Origin of the sequence: Bordetella genomosp. 10 (assembly GCF_002261225.1) — a bacterium.
Taxonomy (GTDB): Bacteria; Pseudomonadota; Gammaproteobacteria; order Burkholderiales; family Burkholderiaceae_B; genus Bordetella_C.
In genome coordinates this window covers 259705-286148 of the sequence record NZ_NEVM01000001.1, presented here as the reverse complement: position 1 = coordinate 286148, position 26444 = coordinate 259705, and the positions used below count along the sequence as shown (strand labels likewise).

Annotated in this window: 16 protein-coding genes and 1 pseudogene; 8 read left to right on the top strand and 9 right to left on the bottom strand. The window is 68.8% G+C overall.

Features of this window, described 5'->3' with window-relative positions:
• Positions 1 to 38: 38 nt before the first annotated feature.
• Positions 39 to 2291, top strand: a complete 2253-nt coding sequence (locus CAL29_RS01240; RefSeq protein ID WP_094851195.1) for a UvrD-helicase domain-containing protein — start codon at positions 39 to 41, stop codon at positions 2289 to 2291.
• 48 nt (positions 2292 to 2339) lie between these two features.
• Here CAL29_RS01240 and CAL29_RS01235 read toward each other — a convergent pair whose 3' ends face one another.
• Together CAL29_RS01235 and CAL29_RS01230 are read right to left on the bottom strand one after the other, a co-directional pair.
• Positions 2340 to 5012: an AAA family ATPase gene (locus tag CAL29_RS01235; RefSeq protein WP_094851194.1), complete on the bottom strand. Its 2673-nt coding sequence runs from the start codon at positions 5010 to 5012 to the stop codon at positions 2340 to 2342.
• On the bottom strand, positions 5009 to 6166 hold the full coding sequence (locus CAL29_RS01230) for a metallophosphoesterase family protein (RefSeq protein ID WP_094851193.1): 1158 nt from the start codon (positions 6164 to 6166) through the stop codon (positions 5009 to 5011). Before CAL29_RS01230 ends, CAL29_RS01235 begins: the two co-directional genes overlap by 4 nt.
• 288 nt (positions 6167 to 6454) lie before the next feature.
• Between CAL29_RS01230 and CAL29_RS01225 the strand changes: the two genes are divergently transcribed.
• Positions 6455 to 7519: a DUF481 domain-containing protein gene (locus tag CAL29_RS01225; protein WP_179283863.1), complete on the top strand. Its 1065-nt coding sequence runs from the start codon at positions 6455 to 6457 to the stop codon at positions 7517 to 7519.
• A 90-nt stretch (positions 7520 to 7609) separates the two neighbouring features.
• Here CAL29_RS01225 and CAL29_RS01220 read toward each other — a convergent pair whose 3' ends face one another.
• Positions 7610 to 8797 carry a hypothetical protein gene (locus CAL29_RS01220; RefSeq protein WP_094851191.1) on the bottom strand — a complete coding sequence of 396 codons (1188 nt, stop codon included), beginning with the start codon at positions 8795 to 8797 and terminating at the stop codon, positions 7610 to 7612.
• Between the two features lie 42 nt (positions 8798 to 8839).
• Positions 8840 to 9757, bottom strand: coding sequence for a hypothetical protein (locus CAL29_RS01215; RefSeq protein ID WP_094851190.1), 918 nt, complete (start codon positions 9755 to 9757; stop codon positions 8840 to 8842).
• A gap of 336 nt (positions 9758 to 10093) precedes the next feature.
• Between CAL29_RS01215 and CAL29_RS01210 the strand changes: the two genes are divergently transcribed.
• Both CAL29_RS01210 and CAL29_RS01205 read left to right on the top strand, forming a co-directional pair.
• Positions 10094 to 12601: a glycogen/starch/alpha-glucan phosphorylase gene (locus tag CAL29_RS01210; protein WP_373559682.1), complete on the top strand. Its 2508-nt coding sequence runs from the start codon at positions 10094 to 10096 to the stop codon at positions 12599 to 12601.
• 171 nt (positions 12602 to 12772) lie between these two features.
• A complete protein-coding gene (locus CAL29_RS01205; protein ID WP_094852636.1) occupies positions 12773 to 13348 on the top strand; it encodes a BPSL1445 family SYLF domain-containing lipoprotein in 576 nt (191 codons plus the stop codon).
• Positions 13349 to 13640: 292 nt separating this feature from the next.
• Here CAL29_RS01205 and CAL29_RS31155 read toward each other — a convergent pair whose 3' ends face one another.
• From CAL29_RS31155 to CAL29_RS01180, 5 genes and pseudogenes are all read right to left on the bottom strand, one after another.
• On the bottom strand, positions 13641 to 13865 hold the full coding sequence (locus CAL29_RS31155) for a hypothetical protein (protein WP_143277579.1): 225 nt from the start codon (positions 13863 to 13865) through the stop codon (positions 13641 to 13643).
• Positions 13866 to 14231: 366 nt separating this feature from the next.
• A complete protein-coding gene (locus CAL29_RS01195) occupies positions 14232 to 15530 on the bottom strand; it encodes a M28 family peptidase (RefSeq protein ID WP_179283862.1) in 1299 nt (432 codons plus the stop codon).
• 226 nt (positions 15531 to 15756) lie between these two features.
• Positions 15757 to 16749 carry a Bug family tripartite tricarboxylate transporter substrate binding protein gene (locus tag CAL29_RS01190; RefSeq protein WP_094851186.1) on the bottom strand — a complete coding sequence of 331 codons (993 nt, stop codon included), beginning with the start codon at positions 16747 to 16749 and terminating at the stop codon, positions 15757 to 15759.
• A gap of 185 nt (positions 16750 to 16934) precedes the next feature.
• Entirely contained in the window at positions 16935 to 17852 is a 918-nt protein-coding gene (locus tag CAL29_RS01185) for a LysR substrate-binding domain-containing protein (RefSeq protein WP_094851185.1), read from the bottom strand.
• Positions 17853 to 17999: 147 nt separating this feature from the next.
• Positions 18000 to 18935 (bottom strand): annotated as a pseudogene (locus CAL29_RS01180) (LysR family transcriptional regulator); the annotation flags it as partial.
• A gap of 410 nt (positions 18936 to 19345) precedes the next feature.
• On the opposite strand from CAL29_RS01180, the gene CAL29_RS01175 reads away from it, so the two are divergent.
• The 4 genes from CAL29_RS01175 to thpR all read left to right on the top strand — a co-directional run bounded on the left by CAL29_RS01175 (position 19346) and on the right by thpR (position 26359).
• Complete coding sequence (locus CAL29_RS01175) at positions 19346 to 20587, top strand: efflux RND transporter periplasmic adaptor subunit (protein ID WP_094851183.1); 1242 nt, start codon at positions 19346 to 19348, stop codon at positions 20585 to 20587.
• Positions 20588 to 20794: 207 nt separating this feature from the next.
• A complete protein-coding gene (locus tag CAL29_RS01170; protein WP_094851182.1) occupies positions 20795 to 24028 on the top strand; it encodes an efflux RND transporter permease subunit in 3234 nt (1077 codons plus the stop codon).
• 18 nt (positions 24029 to 24046) lie between these two features.
• Entirely contained in the window at positions 24047 to 25582 is a 1536-nt protein-coding gene (locus CAL29_RS01165; RefSeq protein WP_094851181.1) for an efflux transporter outer membrane subunit, read from the top strand.
• Between the two features lie 120 nt (positions 25583 to 25702).
• Positions 25703 to 26359 carry an RNA 2',3'-cyclic phosphodiesterase gene (thpR, locus tag CAL29_RS01160; RefSeq protein WP_094851180.1) on the top strand — a complete coding sequence of 219 codons (657 nt, stop codon included), beginning with the start codon at positions 25703 to 25705 and terminating at the stop codon, positions 26357 to 26359.
• The last annotated feature ends 85 nt before the right edge of the window (positions 26360 to 26444 follow it).

Genomic DNA, 26444 nt, shown 5'->3' with positions numbered 1-26444 from the left:
CCAAGCCGCCCTTCCCCACCCGCACACCCCTTGCCCCGATGACCGACAGTCCCACGCCTCAATTCATCCCCGCCGGCCTGGTCCCCACGCCCGAGCAACGCGACATCCAGTTGGCGCGCCAGCGCGTCTGCCTGGTGCACGCGAACGCCGGCGCCGCCAAGACCACCACGCTGGCGCTGCGGGTGGGCGAGGCCCTGGCCCGCGGCCTGTCGCCGCAGGCCATCCTGGCGCTGACGTTCACGCCGGAGGCCCGCCAGGTGATGCGCGCCCGGCTTCAGGAAGTCGGCCTGCCGGCCGCCACCGTGGCGCAGTTGACGGTGCTCACCATGGACGAGTTCGCGCAGCGGGTGCTGACCCGCCTGGAAGACGAGGCGCCCGAGCAACTGCTGTCGGCGCGCGAACTCAAGGCGCCGGCGCTCGACGCGCTGGAGGGCCTGGCCGATGCCTATCCGGCCTACGCCAACCAATTGGAAATACGCACCCACGACAGCGCGGTCAGCCAGTTCCTGGACAACCTGTTGAACCTGAAGGCCCGGCTGGCGCTGGAGACCGGCGAAGAGGACGAGGAACAGCCGCTGGCCCACGTCGCGGAAGACCGCGGCATATCGCTCACCGACCTGCTGTGGGCGCAGGAGTTCGAAAGACTGCGCCAGGACGGCGGCGAAACGCCGCAATTCCGCGGTCCCTGGGACGCCACCTACGACCTGGCGCGCCTGCTGCGCGATTTTCCCGAATGCGCCGACGCGCTGCCTGGCTGCCGCCTGGTGGTGGCCGATGAATTACATGACCTGAACGAGGCCGCCTATACCGTGCTGGAGACGCTGCTCGCGCGCGAGGGCGTGTACTTCGTCGGCGCGGGCGACCGCGACCAGGTGATCCATTCGCGCCTGGGCGCGGACGAACAGTACCTGGACCATCGCTTCGCCGCCCGCTTTCCGGCCACGGTGAACTACCCGCTGACGGTGACGTGGCGCCATGGGCCGCATCTGGCCCATGCCATGGAAGCGTTCAAGCGCAAGCCGGTGCGCTCGGGCCTGCCGGTGAAGACCGACCTGGACGTCTTGACCTATGCAGGGCCGGCCGCGCCGGACGGAACGCCGAGCGGAACGCCTGACGAAGATAGCGCCGAAGCCGGCGCCGCGCAGGTCGTCGCGGCGCTACGGCGCTGGAAAGCGGACAAGCGTCCGCTGGACGGCTGCGCCATCCTCCTGCGCGACCGCCACCAGTCCATCGCCATCGAGAACGCCTTGATGCAGGCCGACATCGGCTACCGCACCCAGACCATGCCCAGCTACCTGCGGCGCGAGGAAATCCTTTTCCTGCGCGGCATGCTGGCGATCGCCCTGGACAACCTGCATACGGTGGAAGCCATGCCGGTGCGCGAAGCCATCGTCGCGGCCCTGGCGCTGTTCGGCGAGGTGCCGATGACGGACGACGAACTGGCACAGGCCAAGCGCGACATCGCCAAGCAGCCGGAACTGCTCAAGACTTTTTTCCAGTACCAGATCCAGCGCGTGGGCGCCGAGACCGCGCGCCGCCACATGGCCGCCGCGGTCGACCATGTGCGCGGCCTGCCGGACGACGCGCCCGCGCACGAAGCGCTGCTGCGGATCTGCGCCGACGTGGCGGTGGAAAACCTGGCCCAGCGACTGTATGTCCATCCCTACGACACCGAAGTGGTCACGCGCTCGGTCCAGGGCTTCGTCGCGGCGGCGCGGGCGTCCGGCCGCTCGCTGCGGGACTTCGCCGCCTGGATCGGCGCGGCCGACGCCTTCGTGGCCGCGCGCCGTAGCAAGAACCTGGTGCTGCTCGAATGCGTCGAATCGGCCAAGGGCAAGGAATTCGATCACGTCATCCTGCCTTTCCTGGCCGTCGGCGAATTCCCCCATCCCTTGCGGGCCGCGCGCGAGGAAGAAAACCTGTTCTACGTGGCGGCGACGCGCGCGCGCAGCCGGCTGACCTTGATCGCGCCCGCGGACGAAGGCCGGCGCAGCCCTTACATCGCGCGCATGGAAATCGGGGCGACCCGGGCCCGCGCCGACGCCGCCGTGCTGGCCAACCAGGCGCTGCGCCCGACGCGGACGGCGGCGGCCGCTCGCCCCTCCGCGTCCACCGCCGGTGCGGCGCGTGGCGCGCCGGCGGCCGGACGGCGGGACCTGAAAGTCCCCTACGCCGACAAGGAACACGTCAAGAAACTGGGCGCGCGCTGGGATCCCACGCGCAAGGTCTGGTATGCGCCGGATGGCGTGGATATCGAACCGCTGCGGCCGTGGCTGCCCTCGGACGCCTGACCCGCCCGACCAGCCAGACCCACCCGACCTACCCTCGGGCGCGGCGCCTCACCCGCGCATCCGCAAGGTTTCCAGCGCGCGCGGCGCGACGCCCATGTCGCGCCAACTCGCCGGATGGCAGGTGAACAACAGCACCTGATGCCGCGTGGCCGCGTCGAACAGGATGCGCTTCATCTGCGCCAGGCGCTGCTCGTCGCTGTGCACCAAGGCGTCGTCCAGGATGACCAGCGTCGGCCGCCCCGCTTCCAGCAGCAGGTCGGCATAGGCCAGGCGGCTGATGACGCCCAACTGCTCGCGCGCGCCGAAGCTGAGCTCGTCGAAAGCGGCGGATTCCAGGCCCGACACGCCGGCGCGCGCCAGCGTGCCCGGCATCAGGTCGGCATCCAGGTCCACGCTGCCTTGCGGAAACAGCAACTGCACATAGCGCTGCAGATGCTGCCTGAGCGGCGCCTGCAATTGCGTCGTCAATAGCGCCCGCTTGTCGCGCAACAGCGTCAGCAAGTGGTCCAGGGCTTCGGCGCGATGCGTCAATTCCTGGGCGCGCCGGCGCGCCTGCGCCAGGTCGCGCGCGATCTCGGCCTGCCGCTCTTCCAGCCCGCGCGCGCCGGCGGCCTGCAATTCCACGTCCAGGCGCATCAAGGCGTCGCGCCGCTGGTGAAACGCCTGCTCCAGTTGCTCGGCGCTGCGGCGATAGCGTTCGAGATCCTGCTTGAGGATGTCGGGCCGCGCCTGTTCCACCTGGGCCAGCAGGCTTTCGACCCGCGCGCGGGCGGATGCCGCTTCGGCCCGCGCCTCGTCCAGCGACTGCCGCGCCGCCGCTTCCTTTTCCGCGCGGCCCGGAGCGGCCAGCAGGGCCTGGGCCGCATCGTACTCGCGCTGCGCGGCCTCGACGCGGGCCTGGCTGTCGCTCTCGGCGAGCTGGGCCTTGTGCAACTCGGCGCCGATCTGCTTGAGCGACCGCTCCAGGGTGAGCAGCCGGGCTTCGGCTTCCTGGGCGGAAAGCGGCGCTTCGTTTGCCCCGTCCGCCCCATCCGCCTCGTTCTCCCCCGCCAACTGCGCAAGCGCCTGCTCCACCTCCCGCAGGCGCGCCTCGTCGTTGTCCAGTTGCGCGCGCAGGACGTCGATGCCCTGCGGCGCCAGCCCCTTCAGCGTGCCGGCCGCGACCTTGGCCTCGTCCAAGGCCGCGCCGTATTCCCTCGCGCGCGTTTCGGCGGCCTCCACCGAGGCCAGGTCCAGGCCTTGCAGCAAGGAGGCGAGACGCTCGCCCGCCTCGTCGGCCTGGCGCCGCAAGGCGGCCAGGTCCGCCCCGCCCGGCGTAATCGTCAGGCGTCCGACGCCCGGCAGCGTCAGCGCGGTGGCCTTCGCCAACTGGCGTTCTCCGCTGCCCTGCACCCGGTCGCCGTCGATCTCGATGGCCTGGCCGGCTTCCAATGCGAATTCCAGGCGCGTGGCGACCGCCGACAATCTCAATTGCAGCTCGCGCCGCAGCCGCGCCTGCTCGCGCAAGGCGGCCAGGTCCTGGTCGGTGATGCGCAAGGCGGCGGCGCGGCGCTCATGCTCCTGCCGGCGCGCCTGTTCAGCCTGCGCGGCCGCCAGGGTCCGCGTGGCGGCCTGCACGCCCGCCTGCAAGGCCGCGCGCTCGCGGTCCATCGTCGCGCGCCGCTCGCGCAAGCGCGCGCGCTGCGCGCCGAGGCGGGCGGCCTCGTGCTGGCGCGTCGCGTCGTCCAGACGCTCCCGCCACGGCGCCACCAGCGCGGCAGCGTTCTCGTTCGCCTGGCGCGCTTCCGCCAGCACCGCGCGCCGGGTCTCGGCCGTGCGCGCTTCCCCCGCATAGGCATCGAGCTGGGCGCGCAGCAAGGCCATGCGCTCCTCGATCTGCGTCACGCGGATCCGCTGTTCGCCCAAGTCGCGCTCTATCTCCTGGATGTCCTCCAGGCGCCGCGCGGCCGCGCGTTCCTGCTCGCGCGCGTCCAGCCAGGGCGGTTGTGCCTCGTCGGCCTCGTGCGCCGCGCGCAGGCGGGACAAGGTATCGACCTTGTGGCGGTATTCCTCGATTTCCGCGGCGGCCTGGGCCGCGGCCGCCGCCAGCGCATCGCGCTTTTCCACGGCGGCCAGGTAGGTCCCCGTCGGCTTGCCGGTGCGAGCGGTCAGCAATTCGTTGCGCGCGCTTTCGACGCGCGCGATGACCTCGTCGCCGTGGCTGCTGGCCACCTCGCCGACCGCGCTGTTCAGCACGGAGCGCAGATGGCCCGTCGCATGCGCCAAGGGCTCGCGCACGTTCTGCGCCGTGCCCTGCGTCATCCACAGCAGGCCCGGGATGCCCCAATGCTCGGCCTTGCTGGCGCCCTTGCTGGCATGCTGGAAACCCAGGAGGGCGGCGAGATGGTCTTCCGCTTCGGCGCCGTCGAGCCGCCGCGCGCCGATCTGCAATTCGCAGCGCTTTTTGCCGAGAAAACTTTTCAAGAGTCGGTACTGCTCGCCGTCGTGCTCGAAATCGAGCGTGACCGACGGCGCCGCGGAACTGTCGCCCCACGGCCGGAAATCGTCGGCGCTGCTGGAACGGTAGCGCTCGAAGAAGGCGGCGCGTATCGCCGCCACGATCGTGCTCTTGCCGGCCTCGTTGGGGCCGGTGAACAGATTCAGGCCCGGCGCGATGCCGTCGATCTCGATGGCGTCGCGGAATTGGCGGAACTGCGCGATGCGGATGCGGGACAGCTTCATGCCGCTGCACCTCGCCCATCCGCCGCCACGCCGGTCCCGGCGCGGGTGTCCAGCATGCCGGCGAGCAGCGCCAGCGCATCCCGCGCGATGCGCGCATTGTCCTCTCCGGCCGCGGGATCTTCCTGCGCGGCGCGCAGTTCGGCGATGACTTCGCCCACGTAGCCGTCGGCGCGCAAGGCATCGATATCGTCCTGGGTCGGCGCCAGCCGCAGGCCGCCGAGGTCCGCCAGCACGCCCCGCGCCGTCCCGCGCGCCTGCTCGATGGCCGCCAGCAGGCGGCGATGGCCGTCCAGGTCGATCTGGCCGTCGATGTCCAGTTGCGCCACGTCCTGCGCCGCCAGCCCGGCCAGCGTCGCGATGACGGCATCGACGTCGCCCGGCACGCGCAGCGTGGCGGCCAGGCTTTGCCAGCGGTAGCGGCCGGTGGGCCGGACCTCCACGCGCGGCGGGCCGCCGGCGTCCAGGCTGACCAACAGCGCGCAGCCGGACGCATTGGCGCGAAAGCGGTCGGTTTCCGGCGTGCCGCTGTACCAGGTCCGCTCGTCGACCTGGCGCGCGCCGTGCCAATCGCCCAGCGCCAGGTAATCCAGGCGCGCCTGCGCGGCGCGGCCGGCGGCGATGGGATTGGTGGAATCTATTTCTTCGGCCAGGATGCCTTGCACGCTGCCGTGCGCCATGCCGATACGCGGCAGGCCGGCCGGCGTCCCGGCGCCGGCGAACCATTCGGTCAAGTCGGCATAGGTATTGCGCTGGGTCATCGGCGCCGGCAGGATGGCGACGGCGGGCCGCGCCAGGACCAGCGGTTCGGGCCGCAGGCAAATCGTGACATTCTCCGGCACCGCCCCCAGCCGTTGCGCCCGCGTCCACACGGACTCCGCCAGCGCCGCGTCGTGATTGCCGGGGATCATGACCCACGGGCCGGCATAGCCTTCCATGGCCTTGAACAGGCGGTGCAGGGTCTTGTCCGCCACGGTCTGCGCGTCGAAGACGTCGCCGGCGACGAGGACCATGTCCACCGCTTCTTCGCGCGCGAGGCGCGCCAATCCTTCGACCGCCAGAAAGCGCGCGTCCGCCAGCAGCGCCGCATCATCAGAATCGAATTGACCAAAAAGCTTACCGATTTGCCAATCGGAGGTATGCAATATCTTTAGCACAGGGGAGCCCCACAGGCAGTCCGCAAGCCGGCGCGCAGTCTCGCTCGCCCGCCGTGGCGTGCCTGCGAGTGTAGCAGCGGCATGCGCCGGGTCGCCCGGCATCGCGCGCCGTCGTCCCGGCCCGGTCTTGCCGCGGTCCGCGGAACGCGCGCGGCCGGCATATGCGGCATATGTGCACCATGCCGGCGCACCATGCCGGCGCATTCTTCCGTGCCTCCCCCTTGCATGAACGGCGTGCAATATTCGCCGCAAGTGTTACCCGATACAACCCTCAACAAGGAATCCTACATGCCGCCTCACGCCATGGCGCCCCGAGCAAAACGTCACCGCAAACACCTGCTGGCCCTCATCGTGGCCATGCTTCCGGCCAGCGCGGCGCTGGCCGATACGGTCTGGATGGACAATGGCGACCGCCTGACCGGAACCATCAAATCCCTGGACGGCGGCTTCCTGATGCTGTCCACCGACTACGGCGGCGACATGCGGATCGATTTCAAGCATGTGACCACGCTGCAAAGCGCCGACCAATTGACCATCCGCGACAAGGACGAAGCGCGCGAATACCAGGCCAAGCTGGTGCGCGCCGAGGCCGGCAAGGTGGTCCTGTCCGGCGCGGTCGTGGGCGTCGACGACACCCGCGACATCCAGGCCGACGTGCCACTGAACACGCTGGCCAGCATCAACCGCAATCACGCCTTCCTCGGCGACACCTCGTTCAAGGGCAAGCTGGACGCCTCCCTGGTGCAGACGCGCTCCACCACCTCCAGCCAGGTCTATGCCCTGGCCCTGGGCGCCGAGGCCCGCCGCGGCCTGTGGCGCAATCAACTGAACCTGGGCTACAACCGCGACAAGGACGACGACGGCGTCAGCGTCAACAACTACGGCGGCGACTACACGCTGGACCGTTTCCTCACGGAAAAGGCCTTCTGGCAGGCGCGGGTTCTCTACCGCGCCGACACCGTGGAGGAAGTGCGCCGCCAGATCGCCTACGGCACGGGCCCCGGCTATCAATTCTGGGACGACGAACTGGGCGCGTTCTCGATGTCGGCGCTGGCCGGCCGGGTCCACTACCACTACGACGACGGCACGGGCGAAGCCTCCTATGCGGGCGCGCTGCGGTGGGATTATTCGCGCTACCTGAGCGGCAAGAAGTTCCAGATCTACACCAAGGGCGAACTCTTGCGGCCTTTCGGCGGCAACGCGCAAGTCAGCATCAATGGCGAGGCCGGCCTGCGCTACAACATCAACAACTTCCTGTCGCTCTATCTCAAGTACGCCCGCGACCAGGTCAGCGGCACGCGGCAGACCATGAACGAATCGATCTACAGCACGGGCGTGGGCCTGACGTGGTAGGGCCGTGACGTGCTGACGTGGGAAGGCCGTGACGTGGCAACGCGCGGGCATCTTGAAGCGCGGCCATCTTCTCGATGATCGCGGCGGCCCTTACACGACGGCGGCGAATGTTCCTGAATCGCCGACCGGCCTGGCGTTGCGCAACTGCGCGTAATCCGCCAGTCCGGCCACCGTGCCGGCTTCGTCCACCTGCGCGACGACGAGCAGCGTGACCGGCGGGTGCTTGCCGCGCACGCCGATGCACGCGGCCAACTGGATCTGTACTCCCGGCTTGCCGCCGCCGTCGTCGACCCGCGCCGCGCGCACGGCCAGCAGGCGATCCAGGCGCAGTGGCTGGCCGTCCCCATCGAAGAAGACGGGCGCGTTCCAGTTGCGCGCGAAATCGACGAAGCAGTGGACGGCCAGCGCGGCCCGCATGCAGGCGCAGGCATGCGCGGCCGTCCTGGCGTCGGCCAGGGTGACGAGGGAGGAAACGGGCGCGATGGACGCGATGAATGCACTGGACGCGGATTCGTCATCGTCCCGTCGCGCGGGAGCGGGATGGCCGCCGCCCATGAGCGCGAGCAGCACATCGAGCAATACCTGAAGCTCCGACGTCAAGCCGGCGCCATCCCGCGACGCGGATATCGCCGACGCGATGGACCCGGCGGCCGGCGCGGACGGGCCGCCCGGCGCCTGGCTCAGGGCCCGCGCCAGGACAAGGCGGCGGCGCAACCCCAGCGACAAGTCCCTCAGCATCCCGACGTCGGGCATCCGGCCCGCTTCCGCTTGTTCCTGGATCTCCCTGGCCGCCGCCTGCGAGGCGGACCTGGCGTTCCCCAGGCGGCGTTGCAGTTCGTGGCGCGCGACATGCCGGAACAACGGCAGATGGGACGCGCCGTCCGTATAGAGCATGACCAGGCGCGCCTCGGGCACCTCCCGCAGCGCGGTCTGCAAGACCGGCGGACTCAAGCCGTCGAAAAGGGTGGCGATCAACACCCAGGCCAGGCGGCCGGCGTGCCGGCAAGCCTGCGCATCATGCCCCGCAAGCCGGCATAGCTGGCCGCGCGCGCGGCGCCAGGCCTCGGGAATGTCATCCAGCCAGGCGCGCAGGCAAGCGGCCTGTTCCGGCGGCGTCGCCGCCGCGAGCCGGCGCGCGCTGGCCGGCGGCCAATCCTCCAGGCGCTGGCCGAGCTCGCGAAACACCTCGGCGCAGAACGCGTCATGGACCACGCGATAGGCGGTGCGCTTCGCTTCGGAGCCCGGGATGCCGCAGACCAGGGTGCGAAACGTCGTCATCGCTCAATACGTCATCGCGCGATACATCGACCCGCGCATCGATCAAAAGACCGGCGGCAAGGCGCCGCGGCCGCCGTGCCCGGACCACGCCGCGATCGCCGCAATCGACGCGGCAATCACCGTGCGCGTATCCGCCCGCTCCATGCCCACGGCGATCGCTGCCCGCGGCGGCACGCCGCGCTCGTTCTGCCACGCGGCGTAGTCGACGAGCTTGCCGAAGGCCGCCAGCGTCTTTTTCTCGTCGGGATGCGGCGTGGCCAGGGCGTGCGCCACGCCAAGCGATATCCCGGCCGACGCTTCCAGCACGCTGGCGCAGAGACCGCGAATGTCCTCCGCGCGCAGGCCCTGGATGCCGGTGATGTCCGGCAAGCGGTCCAGCGGCGCGTTCACGGCCTTCTTCACGGCGTCGACAGGCAGGTTCCTGATGTCCTCGCGAGCCTCGGCCAGCCTGGCCCGATGGCCGACGGCCGCCGCCGCGCCACCTTCACGGGCGGCGGCCGACCCACCGGCTTCCCGGCGGATCGCGGCAACGCCCTTGCGCGCCAGGCGAAGGCGGTGTTCGTCGGCCTTCCTGGCCGTGTTCTCCCGCATGTCGAGCAGCCGCGGATAGCCGTGCGGGCCGGCGGCGCCCGCCACGCGTTCGAGGCGCTCCTTGCGCTCCCTGGACCGCGCGTCGTCGATTTTCGAGCCGGCGACGAGCTGCGCGCCGTTGGCGCTATGGAGAAAAGCGTCCACCTCCTCCCGGGCGGTTTTCTTGCGCGGCGTCGGGACATATCTTTTCTTGACGCCGCCCTTGCTGTACGAGCGCCACAGCTTGACGCTGCGCGTCAGGGTGGCGCGGCGGTCGCCGGGCGAGGCCTCGAAGCTTTCGCCGCGCCTGCCGGCGTCATGCGCCGGGCCGGGATGCATCGGAATCGGAGCGAGCGGCGCCCGGACGGGAGAGACGGGATCGATGGCCATGATGTCGGTCTCGGAAAAAACAACGCAATTGCATTACAGATGCATACATATGGAAAACGGCCATCCTGCACCATGACAGACGGCGCGCCGGTTCTGCTGGGTAACAGGATCGCGGCAATGGATCCCACGAAGGATCCCACGTCCCCCCCTATTCCGCGCCGCCGGCGGCCTCCCCCGAGTGGTGCGGCGCGTGCATCGCGCCCGTGGCGCGGACATCGGGGCGCGCATCTTTGTTGCGCTTTCCTTGACCCCCTGCCTTCAAACGGCCACTCTTTTGGATTAGGATTTTTTATCCGACCGCTCCAGTGTCGACAGACCCTAGCCCGAGGACTTGTCTTGAAAGATCCCGCAAGCGCAGCCGTGTCCGCCGCCCCCGCCGTGGCCCATCCCGAACACGACCGGTCTTCCCTCTCCCGGGAGTCGTTGAAACGGGCCTTCCTCGATCATCTGCTGTATACGCAGGGAAAATCGCTGGAAATCGCCTCCAAGAACGACCTGTACCAGTCCCTGGCCCACACCGTGCGCGACCGCCTGGTGCGGTCCTGGTTCGATACGTCCGCCACGCACCAGAAGCGCAACGCCCGCACCGTGGCCTATCTGTCGGCCGAGTTCCTGATGGGTCCCTACCTGGGCAACAACCTGCTCAGTCTGGGGATCTCCCATGAAATCCGCCTGGCCATGAGCGAATTGGGCCTGGACCTGGACGAATTGCTGCGCCAGGAGGAAGAACCGGGCCTGGGCAACGGCGGCCTGGGCCGGCTGGCGGCCTGCTTCATCGATTCGCTGGCGACGCTGGAAGTCCCCGCCATCGGCTACGGCATCCGCTACGAATACGGCATTTTCTACCAGACCATCATGGATGGCTGGCAGGTAGAGAACACCGACGCCTGGCTGCGCTATGGCAATCCCTGGGAAATCCAGCACGCCGAATGGGCGGTGCAGGTGAAACTGGGCGGCCACACCGAGCAATACACCGACGACAGCGGCCGTTTCCGCGTGCGCTGGGTGCCGGAAAAAACCGTGGCCGGCGTGCCGTTCGACTCGCCCATTCCCGGCTATCGGGTGGACACCACCAACACCCTGCGGCTGTGGCGGGCCGAGGCGACCGAGGCTTTCGACTTCCATACCTTCAATCGCGGCGACTACCTGGGCGCGGTCAGCAAGAAGGTCACGTCGGAAAACCTGACCAAGGTGCTTTACCCCAACGACGAGAGCGTGCAGGGCAAGGAACTGCGGCTGGAGCAGCAATACTTCTTCGTGTCCTGCTCCCTGCAGGACATGCTGCGCCTGCAGCAGCACCGCGGGCAGCCGGTCACCTCCTTCCACAAATCCTTCGCCATCCAGCTCAACGACACCCATCCCTCGATCGGCGTGGCCGAGCTGATGCGCCTGTTGATCGACGAGCACCTGGTGCCCTGGGAACGCGCCTGGGACATTACCCGGCAGACCTTCTCGTACACCAACCACACGCTGCTGCCGGAGGCGCTGGAGCGCTGGCCGCTGGAATTGTTCCGCCGCGTGCTGCCGCGCCACCTGGAAATCATCTACGAGATCAATGCCCGTTTCCTCAATGAAGCGCGCATCCACTTCTTCGGCGACGAGACCCGCATCGCCCGCCTGTCCCTGATCGACGAATCCGGCGAGCGCTACGTGCGCATGGCGCATCTGGCCTGCGTCGGCAGCCACGCCATCAACGGCGTGGCCGACCTGCACTCCGAACTGCTCAAGCGCGACCTGCTGAAGGATTTCTACGCCATGTGGCCCGAGAAATTCACCAGCATGACCAACGGCGTCACGCCGCGCCGCTGGGTGGCTCTCAGCAATCCGCGCATGGGCAAGCTGGTCACCCGCTGCATCGGCGACGACTGGATCAAGGACTGGTCACGCATACGCGACATCGAACCCTACGCGGACGATGCCGCCTTCGCGGCGGAATGGCGCGCGGTCAAGCGCGCCAACAAGATAGACCTGGCCTCGCTGATCCTGCGCAAGACCGGCATCCGGGTCGACCCGGATTCGATGTACGACGTCCAGGTCAAGCGCATCCATGAATACAAGCGCCAGCATCTGTCGGCGCTGCACATCGCCGCCCTCTACCACCGCCTGAAGTCCCAACGCAACCTGGACATCGCGCCGCGCACCTTCATCTTCGGCGGCAAGGCCGCGCCCGGCTACATGCGGGCCAAGCTGATGATCAAGCTGATCACCGCCATCGGCGACGTCATCAACAACGACCCGGACGTGCGCGATCGGCTAAAAGTGGTTTTCATTCCCAACTTCAGCGTGACGGTCGGCCAATGCGTCTACCCGGCCGCCGAATTGTCGGAGCAGATATCGCTGGCCGGCAAGGAAGCCTCGGGCACCGGCAATATGAAGTTCGCCATGAACGGCGCCCTGACCATAGGCACCATGGACGGCGCCAATATCGAAATCCGCGACGAGGTCGGCGAAGACGTGTTCTTCCTGTTCGGCCTGACCGCCGAGGAAGTCTATGCCTTGCGGCGCGAAGGCTATCGCCCCATGGACTTCCTGCGGCGCGACAGCGAATTGCAAGCCGTGATCGACCTGATTCGTTCCGGCTTCTTCTCGCGCGGCGACAGCGAACTGTTCGCGCCGCTGATCGACGACCTGCTGCACCACGATCCCTACATGCTGCTGGCGGACTACGATTCCTACGCCGCCTGCCACAACCGGGTGGACCAGGCTTACCGGGATACGCAGGCCTGGACCCGCATGTCCATCCTGAATACGGCGCGATCGGGAAAATTTTCCTCCGATCGCGCCATCCGGGAGTACTGCGACCGGATCTGGAAAGCGCGCGCGGTGCCTGTGGAAAAACGATGAATTACCGGGCTTTTCGGGCCGCCGCCAGAGGGAAAACCGCCTTACGGATGAGGTCAGGCACGGCAGTTGCATCTCGTAGGCGAGTGTCGCTTTCCTATCCGTGATTCAAGCGAATAATGCTTGGCGCGGGCGACATCCGCCGCCTTACCAACTTAGCCGGAGATAACAATGATGAACCGCCGCAATTTCGTGACCATACCCGCTGCCCTGATCATGTCGGCCGCCCTGGCCGCTTGCACCACCACCGGCAACAATGCCAGCGGTAGCAACGCCAACAAGCGCCAGGAATTGAACAGCGGCGCGGACACCACTCTGAACCGTCTCTATAGCTCCGTGCCGGGCTCGCGTGAAATGGGCAACCGCGCCAGGGGCATCCTGGTCTTCCCGAACGTGCTGGCCGCCGGCTTCATGTTCGGCGCCGAATACGGCCAGGGCGTGCTGAAGGTGGGCGGCGCCCCCGCGGGCTACTACAGCACGACGACCGGCTCCTTCGGCTTGCAGGCCGGCGCCCAGTCCAAGGCCGTCGTCATCATGTTCATGACGCAGAACGAGCTGGATAAATTCCGCAACAGCAACGGCTGGACGGCGGGCGCCGACGCCTCGGTGGCGCTGGCCAAGGTGGGCGCGAACGGCGCCATCGACACCACGACCGCCCGCCAGGCAGTGGTGGCGTTCGTGCTGACCAACGCCGGCCTGATGGCCAACCTGACGGTCGAAGGCACGAAGATCAACAAGCTGGATCTTTGATCGGCTCCGCGGCAGCAAGGGGAGCCCACCCCGTACCCGCTGCGCGGGCCCCCTCAAGGGGGCGGCGTTGGCGGACCGGAAGGATGGGCCCACCCCCTACCGCGCTGCGCGCGGCCCCCTCAAAAGGGGGCGACACCGGCGGACCGGGGGACCCGGCTCCGCGGTGTCTTCGATGGGCGTTGCTTCTTTTTTGCCGCCGGTCCGCCCCAAGGCAAAAACGCTCCCTCGGGGGGCAGCAAGCGGCGCAGGCCGCGCGGCGTGGGGGCATTTTTTTGCGTCGCGCCATGCCTTGTCATGCCATCCCACGCCAAGGCAAAAGCTGCCATGCAGAAGCCAGCCACGCAAACTCCGGGGCTCTTTGTCGCTCGGCGTCGCTCGGCAGCAATGGCCCGAAGCATCCCTCCTGGGGATCCGGAAGCGAACGTTTCTGGCGCGGCGCATTCACATCCTCGTCATCGTCGTCGTAGCCGCAACCCAGGCCGGGATAACATCCGCCGGAATACGAAATGTGGATCATGGAGAAGACTCCTGGCCGGTGGCCGTTGCGGCGCGCGCAGGCCCACGACGCGCCTCGGCGGCGGGTCGCCGGGGGCACGCAATGGAGAAGTGCGGAGCCTGGGGGGAGGGAAGAAGCCGAGGGGGGTAAGAGGTCGAAAATTCTAGCGTGGATCACTTTCGCCAGAACGACCTTGGTGATTACCTTCGCTGTCGGAAAATTCTGAAAAGTGAACTGATGTTCCTTGTTTTCATTAACCGCTTAACCTCTTAACCGCGCACTTCCCTTAACCGGGCATTTCCCGCCCCGCCAGCCCCGCGTTCTCCGCAACCCGCGCTTGCGGACCTTCCGGTCCATACCGGTCCATACCCTCTCCTGCGCCGCGTCCTACGCCGCCCTGCCCCATTTCCCGCCAACCGCCAACGCGTCCAGCTCCGCGCGCGGCAGCGTCAGGCCGCGCCACGCCATGGCGCAGGTGACGCGCAACGCATTGCGCAGGTCCGCCTCGTCGACGACGCCGGCCACGTCGCCGGCCGCCAGGATGTTGTTCACGTTCGATTCGGGCCGGTCGAAGCCCGCGGTCAGGCGCAGCGCCGGAATCCCGTGGCGCGCGAAATTGGCGTGATCCGAATTGGACATGAACGGCAGGTATGTGCCCACGGAAGTGTCCGCGTCCGCGGCGGCCGCCGCGACGAAAGGCGCCAGGGCCGGATACTCGCTGATCATGGCGGTGAGCGCGCTGTCGCCCGCCACGGTATCCAGGTTGATGTTCAACTTCAGCGTGGCGCGTTCGGCCGGATCCATGTCGTCCAGGTAGCGGGCCGAGCCGGCCAGCGCCCATTCCTCCGCCGTGAACAGGCACACCCGCAGGCCATGCGTCCGCGCGGAAACGCGCGGGGCCAGCGCGCGCGCGGCGGCGAGGGCGACGGCGACGCCGGTGGCGTTGTCCAGGGCGCTGGTCCCCAGGTCGTGGCCGTCCATGTGGGCGCTGATGACGACGCGGGCATCGCTGCCGCCCGGGATGTCGAGAATGGCGAGATCGGCCAGCGCGTTCTCCTGTTCCTCGCCCGTGAGCAGCAGCCGCACCTCGCAGCGACCCGCGGCGGCAGCCGCGGCCAACGCCTGGCTGCCTTCGAAGTCGATGTAGGCGGCGGGAATGCCGGCGGCGCCGCGCGGGCGGCCCGACGAACCGGACAGCACGCCGCGCCCGGGCAGGGGATTGGCGATCAGGAAGCCGGCCGCGCCGCGCGCCACCGCCTGGTCGTACTTGCGGCGCCGGTGCAAATGCGTCGGCGAGAAGGGATACTCGTGGCGGACCAGCACGATCTTGCCGCGCACCGCGTCGCCGGCGCGCTCGAAATCCTCCACGCGCCCCTGGCCGAGATCCAGGACTTCGCCCACGAGGCCGCCGGCCGGGGTCGGGGCCGAGCGCAGCAGCGCGCGGCAGGCCAGCGCGCGCGGCTCGGGCCCCAGCAACTGCAATTCGGCGCTGCCGGCGCGCCAGCCGTCGTAAGGCACTTGCGCCTTGCGCACGGTGCCGCCGGTCTTGCGCATGCGCGCCAGGGCCCAGGCGATCGCCGCCGTGTCCTGGCCGGAGCCGGAAAGGCGGCCGCCGAAGGCGCAAATCGCGTTGAAATCATCCATCAGCGCCGCATCGGCGCCGGCCGTCAACAACCAGTCTTCCATCAGGGTCTCCTTTTTTGCCGCCGGGCCGCGAGGGGAGGCCCACCCCCTACCCGCTTCGCGGGCCCCCTCAAGGGGGCGGCGTTGGCGGACCGGCAAAGCCGGCTCCGCGACGCCCTGGATGCGCATCGAGGCTTGCGCTCGGCATTTTTTTGCCGCCAGGCCGCCGAAGGCAAAAAAGCCCCTCGGGGGGCAGCAAGCGGCGTGGGGGCGTTTTTCGTCATTCGTATCATTCGAACTTCACGCCCGCGCGCTTGACGACGTCCTGCCAACGGGCGAAATCGGCCGTCAGCAGGACCTGCAAGGCCTTGGCGCTGGTGTCGGCGGGGACGTTCACGCCCACCCCGTTCAAGCGGCTCTTGACCTTGGGCGACTGCATGACCTTCTCCATGGCCGTATTCAGGCGCGCCAACACGGGCGCGGGCGTCTTGGCGGGCGCCACCAGGCCCCACCAGCTTTGCACCGTCATATTGGGCACGCCGGCCTCCTCGAAAGTGGGCACGTCGGGCGTATCGGCCTGGCGCTGCGGGCTGGACACCGCCAGGGGGCGGATCTTGCCGCCCTGGTACAGGGCGCTGGCCGTGGGCATGGTGGTGAAGCTGGTTTCGATCTGGCCGCCGGCCAGGTCGTTGGCCGCCGCCGACGCGCCCTTGTACGGGATGTGGACCAGCTTGATGCCGGTATTCAGCATCAGCAGTTCGGCCATCAGGTGGGTCAGCGAGCCATTGCCGCCGGAACCGATGGAAATCGACCCCGGCTTGGCCTTGGCCATCTCGACCAGGTCGGCCACCGACTTCGCCTTGAAGGTGGGCGTGACGAAGAGGTACATGGGCGACAGGCCCAGCAGCGAAATCGGCGCGAAATCCTTGGCGGCGTCGTACTTGACGCGCTCGCCGTAGAGCGCCGGGACGATGGTGAAAGGCACGTCCGCCAGCAGCAGCGTGTAGCCGTCCGGCTTCTCGGCGGCGACGTAGGCGGTGCCGATCATGGAGCCCGCGCCGGCGCGGTTCTCCACGATCACCGACTGGCCGAGTTCGGCGGTCAGTTCGTCGCTGATGGCGCGGGCGATCACGTCCGAACTGCCACCGGCGGTGTACGGCACGATGATGCGGATGGGTTGTTCGGGATAAGCCGCCATGGCCGCCGGCGCGGCGCAGGCCAACGCCAGGGAGGCGGCGGCCCATAGGGCCTTGATGGACTTGAGGGGCTGGGGAAGGCTCATGGCGGGACTCGGAAACCAATGGAAACAATCCCATTCTGCCTACGCCGTCCGTCGGGCCGGAAGCGACATATAGGCATGCGGTATTCCATTTTGGAATGGCTGTCTGCTGTCGCCCCTGCCGTCACCGATACGCGGCCGCGGGGATGCCAAGCCGCGCCGTTTCAGCGGGCCCGGCCACCGCGCCCTCACCCGCGCAGCGCTTCGACCGCCCGGTTCAAACTGGCGGCGCGCGCCAGGATCCATTCGCAAAAGGCGTCCAGGTAAGGACCGCCGACGTCCGGGCGCGGACGCATCAGGTAATAGCCGTAGCGGCCTTCCACCGTCTCGCCCAGGGGACGCTGCAACACGCCTTCCCGCAAGGGGTCCAGGACCATGCACAGGGGCGCGATGGCCACGCCCAGGCCGTTGAGCACCGCCGGCATCAGCACGGAAAACCCCTCGTATTCGGGCGCGGTGGCGGCCGGCCCCGGCCACAGGGGCGCGACCTGGCTTTTCCATTCGTCCCAGCCGTAGCCGCGCTGGGCGCGCTTGAGCAGCGGCACGTCCGCCAGGTCGTCGACGTCGCGCACCGGCCTGCCCGCGAACAGGGACGCGGCGCCGACCAGCGCCATTTCGCGGCCGCACAGGTATTGGGCCGACATGCCCGACATATGGCCGGTATGCAACTGGATCTCGGCGTCGAAGCGTTCGGCCTTTTCGCGCCCGTGTACCAGGCGCGGCCGCACGTTGATGCGGATGTCGGGATGCGCGTCGAAGAATTCGCGCAGGCCCGGGATCAGGCAGAACTGGGCGAAAGACGGCGACACCGCGATGTTCAAGGCCACGCGCGCGCCCGGCCCCGCCACCAGGGCATCGGCCTCGTCGAGCAGGCGCATGGCGGCGCCGACCCGTTCCAGGTAGAGCGCGCCCGCGTAGGTCAGGCGCAGGCCCGTCGGCAGGCGCTTGAACAGGCTCACGCCCAGTCGCGCCTCCAGCGCCTGGATGTGCTTGCTCACCGCGCTCTGGGTGAGGCTGAGCGCTTCCGCGGCCCGGCTGAAATTCAGGTGGCGGGCCGCGGAAAGGAAAATGCGCAGCGAGGTCAGCGACTGGCGCGAGCCTTTCATGCGTCAGGTGCGGGCGGTGGCGACGCGGTCGCCCGCTTCCTCCAACTGCGCGGCCAGGGACAGGACGCCGGCGTCGGCGGGCACCTTGGCCGCGGCCTTTTCGGCGAGCTTCGCCGCGCCGCCGCGGTGCAGTGTTTCACCCGCCCAGGTGCAGACGCTGTCCGCGGTGTCGCCGCGGCCGCTCAACAGCGGACAGCGGCTGAAGATCTCCGCCGCCCAATCGGTGAAGGCGCGCACCTTCGGCGACAGGTGCCGGTTGTGCGGATACACCACCGAGATCGGCATGGACTTGGGCTTCCAGTCGGACAGGATCTCCACCAGCTCGCCGCTCTGCAGATAAGGCAGGGCCATGTAGCGCGGCGGCTGGATCAGGCCGAAGCCCTGCAGGCCGCACGCCATGTAGGCATCGGCATCGTTGACCGACACCACGCCCTCCATCTTCACTTCGATTTTCTCGCCGTCGACCATGAAGTCCCAGTCGAAGGGACGGCCGGTGCGGCTGGAAAAATAATTGACCGCCTTGTGGCCGGCCAACTCCTCCAGCGTGGTCGGCGCGCCGTAGCGCTCGATGTAGCTGGGCGCCGCGCAACTGATGCCCTCGAACATGCCGATGCGGCGCGCCACCAGGCTGGAATCCTGCAGCTCGCCGACGCGGATCACGCAGTCCACCGCTTCCTGCACCAGGTCCACGGGACGGTCGCCCATGCCGATATACAGCTCGATGTCCGGATATCTTTCGTGGAATTCGCACAATGACGGGATCAGGATCAGCCGCCCGATGGCGGCCGGCGTGTCGATGCGCAATTTGCCGCGCGGCCGCCGCGAGGCGTCCTGGAAAGCCGCCTCGGCCTCGTCCACGTCGGCCAGGATGCGGATGCAGCGCTCGTAGTACGCGGCGCCGTCCGGCGTCAGGCTCAGGCGCCGCGTGGTGCGGTTGAGCAGCCGCACGTTGAGCAGCTTCTCGAGATTCTGGATGATGGTGGTGACGGTGGTGCGGGGCAGGCCCAGATGGTCGGCGGCCCGGGTGAAGCTGTTGGCGTCGACGACCCTGGTGAACACCTGCATGGCCTGGAAGCGGTCCATGGCGTACCTCGGGTGTTAGGGGTGTGCCGAGATTATGAACAAATAATTGTTCGCCCGCACCGAATAGTGTTGTTTATGTAGAGATATTTATTCCGGGGAACAAAACAGCCAGAATGCCGCCATTCCGACAACCAAACGGTTACGGATCAGGCGGCCCCCGCAGCCACGGCGGGCCGCTCCGCCCATCGTCTCGATCACGTATCGCTCACCCGCGACGCCGGTTTTCGCCAAGGACCGGCCCCGCGGGCGTCCACGCCCCGGCGTGGCAAGAAACATAAATACCCCAGCGCAGGCCAGGCTCGCAGCCCGGCCCGGACGCGGCTACGCGTCCGCCGCACGTGATCCGGCGCCACCCGCGCCAGGCGGCAACACTGATCGGTGCCCGTACGCATTCCGCTCAAGGAACTGTAATGACCAAATCGCGCAATCGCCTTGCCCTGGCCGGCACGCTGGCCGTCATCCTCGTGGCCGGCGGCATCGCCGTGCTGCGTGGACACGGCGGCGCCCCCGCAACGGCCGCCGCCGCCCCCCAAGCCACTCCCGTCGACGTCGCCGTGGTCGTGCAGCGCCGGATCACCGACTGGCAAAGCTATTCGGGCCGCCTGGAAGCCGTGGACCGCGTGGAGATCCGCCCGCGCGTCTCCGGCACCCTGGTCGCCGTGCGGTTCAAGGACGGCGCCCTGGTGCGCAAGGGCGACGAACTGTTCACCATCGACCCCCTTCCCTACCAGGCCGAGGTGTCGCGGGCGGAAGCCAACCTGGCCGGCGCGCAGGCGCGGGTGGCCTACACCACCTCCGACCTGGCCCGCGCCAACCGCCTGATCGCCGACAACGCCATCGCCCGCCGCGACCTGGAACAGAAGCAGAACGACGCCCGCGAAGCCGCCGCCAACCTGAAGGCGGCGCAGGCAGCCCTGGAAATCGCCCGCCTGAACCTCGGCTACACCCACATCCTGGCGCCGGTCTCCGGCCAGGTGTCCAAGGCCGAGGTGACCGAAGGCAACCTGGTGGCCGCCGGCGCGGGATCGACGCCGCTGACCACCCTGGTCTCGGTCGACCGCATGTACGCCTCCTTCGACGTCGACGAGCAGACTTTCCTGAAGTACGTGAATCCGGCGCGCACCGGCAAGGGCGCCCCGGTGCCGGTGGACCTGGGGCTGGCCAATGAAGACGGCTATTCGCGCCAGGGCACGGTGCAGTACGTCGACAACCGCCTGGACACGACCTCGGGCACGATCCGCGTGCGCGCCACCTTCGACAATCGCGACGGCAGCCTGGTGCCGGGCCTGTACGCCCGCATCCGCCTGGGCGGCGGCGCGCCGCGCGAGGCGCTGCTGATCGACGAAAAGGCGCTGGGCACCGACCAGAACAAGCGCTTCGTCATGGTGCTGGACGACAGCAACCACGCGCAATACCGCGAAGTGCGGCTGGGCGCCAGCCAGGGCGGGCTGCGGGTGGTGGACAGCGGGCTGAAGGCCGGCGAGCGCATCGTCGTCAACGGCTTGCAGCGCATCCGGCCGGGCGACCAGGTCGACCCGCACGTCGTGCAGATGGCGGGAAGCTGGCCCACGGTGGGCCAGCGCCAGGCGCCCGACGGCAACGCGGCGGCGGCCAAGGCCGACACCGCGGCCGCCGCGCCGAATCCAGCATGAGCCGCGGCATGAACCGCTGCATGAATCGCGACATGAACCGCGGACGGGCCCAGCCCACGGACACAAGCGCCAACGGATGACCGGCGGCGCCGCGCCCGCCGCATCCGACCCAGCGTCGCTTCGAATCGACCGCGCGTACAGCGCCCCGGCCAACCGGGGCGCGGACGCCGCGCGCCGATGGCGTCGAATCGAACCAAGAGCCGAACCATGAATATCTCCAAATTCTTCATCGACCGCCCGATTTTCGCGGGCGTGCTGTCGGTGCTCATCCTGCTGGGCGGCCTGCTGGCCATGTTCCAGTTGCCGATATCGGAATACCCGGAAGTGGTGCCGCCGTCGGTGGTGGTGCACGCGCAGTATCCGGGCGCCAACCCCAAGGTGATCGCCGAAACCGTGGCCGCGCCGCTGGAAGAGCAGATCAACGGCGTCGAGAACATGCTGTACATGCAGGCGCAGGCCAACAGCGACGGCAACATGAACCTGACGGTCTACTTCCGCCTGGGCGTGGACCCCGACAAGGCCCAGCAACTGGTGCAGAACCGCGTGTCGCAGGCGCTGCCGCGCCTGCCCGACGACGTGCAGCGCCTGGGCGTGACGACGGCCAAGAGCTCGCCCACCCTGACGCTGGTGGTGCACCTGATCTCGCCGGACAACCGCTATGACATGACCTACCTGCGCAACTACGCGGTGCTCAACGTCAAGGACCGGCTGTCGCGCATCACCGGCGTGGGCGACGTGCAACTGTGGGGATCGGGCGACTACTCGATGCGCGTCTGGCTGGACCCGCAGAAAGTGGCCGAACACGGCATGACCGCCACCGACGTGGTGCGCGCGATCCGCGAGCAGAACGTGCAGGTGGCCGCCGGCGTGATCGGTTCCTCGCCTTCCCTGCCCGACGTGCCGCTGCAATTGAACGTCAACACGCAGGGCCGCCTGCAAAGCGAGGAGGAATTCCGCGACATCGTGCTGAAGACCTCGCCCAACGGCGGCGTGACCCGCCTGGGCGACGTGGCCCGCGTGGAACTGGACGCCGCCGAGTACGGCCTGCGCTCCCTGCTGGACAACAAGCCGGCGGTGGCGCTGGGCATCATGCAGGCGCCGGGCGCCAACGCGCTGGACGTGTCCAAGCAGGTGCGCGAAGCCATGGCCGACCTGTCCAAGGACTTCCCGCCCTCGGTGAAGTTCGACGTGGTCTACGACCCCACCCAGTTCGTGCGCTCCAGCATCGAAGCAGTGATCCACACCCTGCTGGAAGCCATCGCGCTGGTGGTGATCGTGGTGATCGTGTTCCTGCAGACCTGGCGCGCCTCGCTGATCCCGCTGCTGGCGGTGCCGGTGTCCATCGTCGGCACCTTCTCCCTGCTGCTGCTGTTCGGCTATTCGATCAACGCGCTGTCGCTGTTCGGCATGGTGCTGGCCATCGGCATCGTGGTGGACGACGCCATCGTGGTGGTGGAAAACGTCGAGCGGAACATCTCGGCGGGATTGTCGCCGCGCGAAGCGACCTACCGCGCCATGCGGGAAGTCAGCGGGCCCATCATCGCCATCGCGCTGACGCTGGCGGCGGTGTTCGTGCCGCTGGCCTTCATGACCGGCTTGACGGGCCAGTTCTACAAGCAGTTCGCCATGACGATCACGATCTCCACCGTGATCTCGGCCTTCAACTCCCTGACCTTGTCGCCGGCCCTGTCCGCGCTGCTGCTGAAGGACCACCATGCCAAGCCGGATGCGCTGACCCGCGTCATGAACAAGGTGCTGGGCGGCTTCTTCCGGCGCTTCAACCAGGTGTTCAACCGCGCGTCGGAACGCTACTCGGTGGGCGTGAGCGGCGTGATCAAGCGCAAGTCGGCCGGCCTGCTGGTCTATGCCTTGCTGCTGGGCGCGACGGTGGGCATCTCCTACCTGGTGCCGGGCGGCTTCGTGCCGGCGCAGGACAAGCAGTACCTGGTGGGCTTCGCGCAACTGCCCAACGGCGCCGCGCTGGACCGCACCGAGGACGTCATCCGGCGCATGGGCGACATCGCCCTGAAGGAGCCGGGCGTCGACCACGCGGTGGCCTTCCCCGGCCTGTCGATCAACGGCTTCACCAACAGCTCCAGCGCCGGCATCGTGTTCGTCACGCTGAAGTCCTTCGAGGAACGCAACCGCGAAGGCCTGAGCGCGGACAAGATCGCGGCGTCGCTGAACCAGAAGTTCGGCGGCCTGAAGGATGCCTTCATCGCCGTGTTCCCGCCCCCGCCCGTCATGGGCCTGGGCACGCTGGGCGGCTTCAAGCTGCAGATCGAGGACCGCGCCGCGCTGGGCTACGAGGCCCTGGACCGCGCCGTCCAGTCCTTCATGGCGGAAGCCGCCAAGCAGCCCGAACTGGGACGTTCCTTCTCGAACTACCAGATCAACGTGCCGCAGCTCGACGTCAAGCTGGACCGCGTCAAGGCCAAGCAACTGGGCGTGCAGGTGACCGACGTGTTCGACACCATGCAGGTCTACCTGGGCTCGCTCTACGTGAACGACTTCAACCGCTTCGGCCGCGTGTTCCAGGTGCGGGCCCAGGCCGACGCGCCCTTCCGCGCCCACGCCGAGGACATCGGCCTGCTGAAGACGCGCAACGCCGCCGGCGAGATGGTGCCGCTGTCCTCGCTGGTGCGGGTGTCGGAAACCTACGGCCCGGAAATGGTGGTGCGCTACAACGGCTATACCGCCGCCGACATCAACGGCGGCCCGGCCCCGGGCTACTCGTCCGACCAGGCCAAGGAGGCGGCCGAGCGCGTCGCCGCGGCCACGCTGCCGCGCGGCATCAAGTTCGAGTGGACCGACCTGACGTACCAGCAGATCCTGGCGGGCAACGCGGGCATCTGGGTCTTCCCGATCAGCGTGCTGCTGGTGTTCCTGGTGCTGGCGGCGATGTACGAGAGCCTGACCCTGCCGCTGGCGGTGATCCTGATCGTGCCCATGAGCATCCTGGCGGCCTTGACCGGCGTCTACCTGACCCAGGGCGACAACAACATCTTCACGCAGATCGGCCTGATGGTGCTGGTGGGGCTTTCGGCGAAGAACGCCATCCTGATCGTGGAGTTCGCCCGCGAGCTCGAACTGCAAGGCCACAAGCCGCTGCAGGCCGCCATCGAGGCCAGCCGCCTGCGCCTGCGTCCCATCCTGATGACGTCCATCGCCTTCATCATGGGCGTGGTGCCGCTGGTGTACTCGTCCGGCGCCGGTTCGGAGATGCGGCACGCGATGGGCGTGGCGGTGTTCTTCGGCATGCTGGGCGTGACGCTGTTCGGCCTGTTCCTGACGCCGGTGTTCTACGTGGTGTTGCGCAGCATCAACCCGCGCCCGCTGCATTCGGCGGCCAAGCATGAAGCGCCGGTGACGGCGCACGGCGAACGCGAAAACGAAGGCGGGGGCGCCGCGCCCACGCCCGCCATCGCCGCCGAACATTGATATCTGGATGAAATCGACATGAAGCACGTGCAACGCTTTTCCATGTCCTTGCTGGCGACGCTGATCCTGGCGGGCTGCTCGCTGACGCCCACCTATGAGCGTCCGGCCGCCCCCGCTTCGGCGGCCTTCAAGGAAGCCCTGCCGGCCGACCAGGCCGGGCAGTGGAAGACCGCCCAGCCCGCCGAGGATCAATTGCGCGGCGCCTGGTGGGAATTGTTCAAGGACGAACAACTGAACCGCCTGGAGCTCCAGGCGCAGGCCGCCAACCAGAACCTCAAGGCGGCGGCCGCGCGCCTGGCGCAGGCGCGCGCGCTGCAACGGCAGACCCGCGCCGGCCTGTTCCCGGAGATCACGGCCAACTTCGGCCCGACGCGCCAGCGCGCGTCGCCGGCCTCGCAAGGCCTGCCCGACGACGGCCCGGCCACCTCCACCACGCTGTGGCGCGCGCAGGCCGGCGTCTCGTACGAGGCGGACCTGTTCGGCCGCGTGTCGGCCAACGTCGACGCCGCCACCGCCGACGCGCAACAGAGCGAGGCCTTGCTGCGTTCGGTGCAACTGGCGCTGCAGGCCGACGTCGCGCAGAACTACTTCCAGGTGCGGCAACTGGATGCCGAGCGCCAGGTCTACGTGCGCACGCTGGACCTGCGCGAGCAGACCCTGAAGCTGGTCGAGCGCCGCTACAAGGAAGGCGACATCAGCGAACTGGACGTGGCGCGCGCGCGTTCCGAACTGGCGTCGGCGCAGTCCGAGGCCCTGGGCATCGACCGCAGCCGCGCCGCCGCCGAACACGCGCTGGCCGTGCTGCTGGGCCTGGCGCCGTCGGCGTTCACGCTGCCGCCCACGCCGCTGGCGCGCATCGACCTGCGCGTGCCCGCCGGCCTGCCCTCGGGGCTGCTGGAGCGCCGTCCCGACATCGCCGCCGCCGAGCGCGCGATGGCCGCCGCCAACGACCGCATCGGCGCGGCGCGCGCGGCCTTCTTCCCGCAACTGGATATCACGGGCTATGCCGGCTATGAATCGTCGGAACTGGGACACCTGTTCCAATGGTCCAGCCGCACCTTCCTGCTGGGTCCGTTGACGGGCGCGATGCTCAGCCTGCCGATCTTCGACGCCGGCCGCCGCCAGGCCGGCGTGGACCGCGCCCGCGCGGCCTACGAGGAAGACGTCGCCAACTATCGCCAGAGCGTGCTGGGCGCCTTCCGCGAAGTGGAGGACAACCTGGCCAACCTGCGCATCCTGGACGACCAGATCGGCGCGCAGGACCGGGCGGTGCAGGCATCGGCGCGGGCGGCGCAACTGTCGCACACGCAGTACCGGGAGGGGTCGATCAGCTACCTGGACGTGATCGATTCCGACCGCACCGTGCTGGCGCAGCAGCGCGTGTCGGTGCAACTGGACGGGGCCCGGGCGCTGTCCACCGTCAACCTGATCCGCGCGCTGGGCGGCGGCTGGGGCCTGCCGACGCCGCAGGTCGGCGATACCGGGAAGGTGGAGCAGCCCGCCGCCCAGGCCGCGCCCGCGCCCGCCCCGGTCGGCGACATGGCCGCGCGCTGATCGGCCGCCGATAGCGGCGTTCGCCTCGCGGACGGCGTGTTTCAGGCATCATAGGAAGCGCCATCGCCACGCACCCAACCGTGGCGATGGCGCTTCTTTCTTGCACATGGGAAAACCGCCATGAACGATGGACCCCGCGACACACCGGCCGATCCCGCCGCGCCCGCTACGTCCGGCGCACCCGCCTGTCCCATCGCGCCAGCGTCCCCGGACGCGGCGCGCGGCGCGGCCGGGGCGCCGGCGGCGCAATCGACTACCGCGCAACGGCCCGTCCGCCTGTTCTTCGCATTGTGGCCGGACGCCGCCACGGTGCGGGCGCTGTCGGCCTGGTCCGCGCAGGCGCAGGCCGTCTGCGGCGGCCGCGCGATGCGGCCCGAGACCCTGCACCTGACCCTGGCCTTCCTGGGCCAGGTCCCGGCCGAACTGGTCGAACCGCTGACGCGGCTGACCCTGCGGCGCCCCTTCGCCCCCGGCAGCCTGCGCCTGGACCGCTACGGCGTGTTTCCGCGCCAGCGCATCGTCTGGGCCGGCCCCGGCGACGGCGCGCCCGCGCTGGCCGCCGAGGTGGACGCCCTGTGGCGCGACCTCGGCGCGCTCGGCGACCTGCGGCCCGACCATCCCTTCCGTCCGCACGTCACCCTGCTGCGCAACGCGGACACGGCCATGCCGCCGCCCCCTCCCCCGCCCGCGCTAGACTGGCATTACGAACGCTGCATGCTGGTACAGTCGGCGCAGGACGGCCAGTCGCGCTACCTCGTCAAGGCCGCCAGCCGGTAAGAGCAAGGCGAGGCCGCGGGGTTATCATCGCGTTCTGCCCCGCCGGATATCCCGGCCGGCCTCCCTCTCCGCGCGGAACGTTCTG

Excerpts from the sequence above, each read along its gene's own strand:
- CAL29_RS01240 (WP_094851195.1), top strand. The coding sequence starts at position 39 with ATGACCGACAGTCCCACGCCTCAATTCATCCCCGCCGGCCTGGTCCCC.
- CAL29_RS01235 (WP_094851194.1), bottom strand. The coding sequence starts at position 5,012 with ATGAAGCTGTCCCGCATCCGCATCGCGCAGTTCCGCCAATTCCGCGAC.
- CAL29_RS01225 (WP_179283863.1), top strand. The coding sequence starts at position 6,455 with ATGCCGCCTCACGCCATGGCGCCCCGAGCAAAACGTCACCGCAAACAC.
- CAL29_RS01220 (WP_094851191.1), bottom strand. The coding sequence starts at position 8,797 with ATGACGACGTTTCGCACCCTGGTCTGCGGCATCCCGGGCTCCGAAGCG.
- CAL29_RS01215 (WP_094851190.1), bottom strand. The coding sequence starts at position 9,757 with ATGGCCATCGATCCCGTCTCTCCCGTCCGGGCGCCGCTCGCTCCGATT.
- CAL29_RS01205 (WP_094852636.1), top strand. The coding sequence starts at position 12,773 with ATGAACCGCCGCAATTTCGTGACCATACCCGCTGCCCTGATCATGTCG.
- CAL29_RS31155 (WP_143277579.1), bottom strand. The coding sequence starts at position 13,865 with ATGATCCACATTTCGTATTCCGGCGGATGTTATCCCGGCCTGGGTTGC.
- CAL29_RS01195 (WP_179283862.1), bottom strand. The coding sequence starts at position 15,530 with ATGGAAGACTGGTTGTTGACGGCCGGCGCCGATGCGGCGCTGATGGAT.
- CAL29_RS01190 (WP_094851186.1), bottom strand. The coding sequence starts at position 16,749 with ATGAGCCTTCCCCAGCCCCTCAAGTCCATCAAGGCCCTATGGGCCGCC.
- CAL29_RS01185 (WP_094851185.1), bottom strand. The coding sequence starts at position 17,852 with ATGAAAGGCTCGCGCCAGTCGCTGACCTCGCTGCGCATTTTCCTTTCC.
- CAL29_RS01175 (WP_094851183.1), top strand. The coding sequence starts at position 19,346 with ATGACCAAATCGCGCAATCGCCTTGCCCTGGCCGGCACGCTGGCCGTC.
- CAL29_RS01170 (WP_094851182.1), top strand. The coding sequence starts at position 20,795 with ATGAATATCTCCAAATTCTTCATCGACCGCCCGATTTTCGCGGGCGTG.
- CAL29_RS01165 (WP_094851181.1), top strand. The coding sequence starts at position 24,047 with ATGAAGCACGTGCAACGCTTTTCCATGTCCTTGCTGGCGACGCTGATC.
- thpR (WP_094851180.1), top strand. The coding sequence starts at position 25,703 with ATGAACGATGGACCCCGCGACACACCGGCCGATCCCGCCGCGCCCGCT.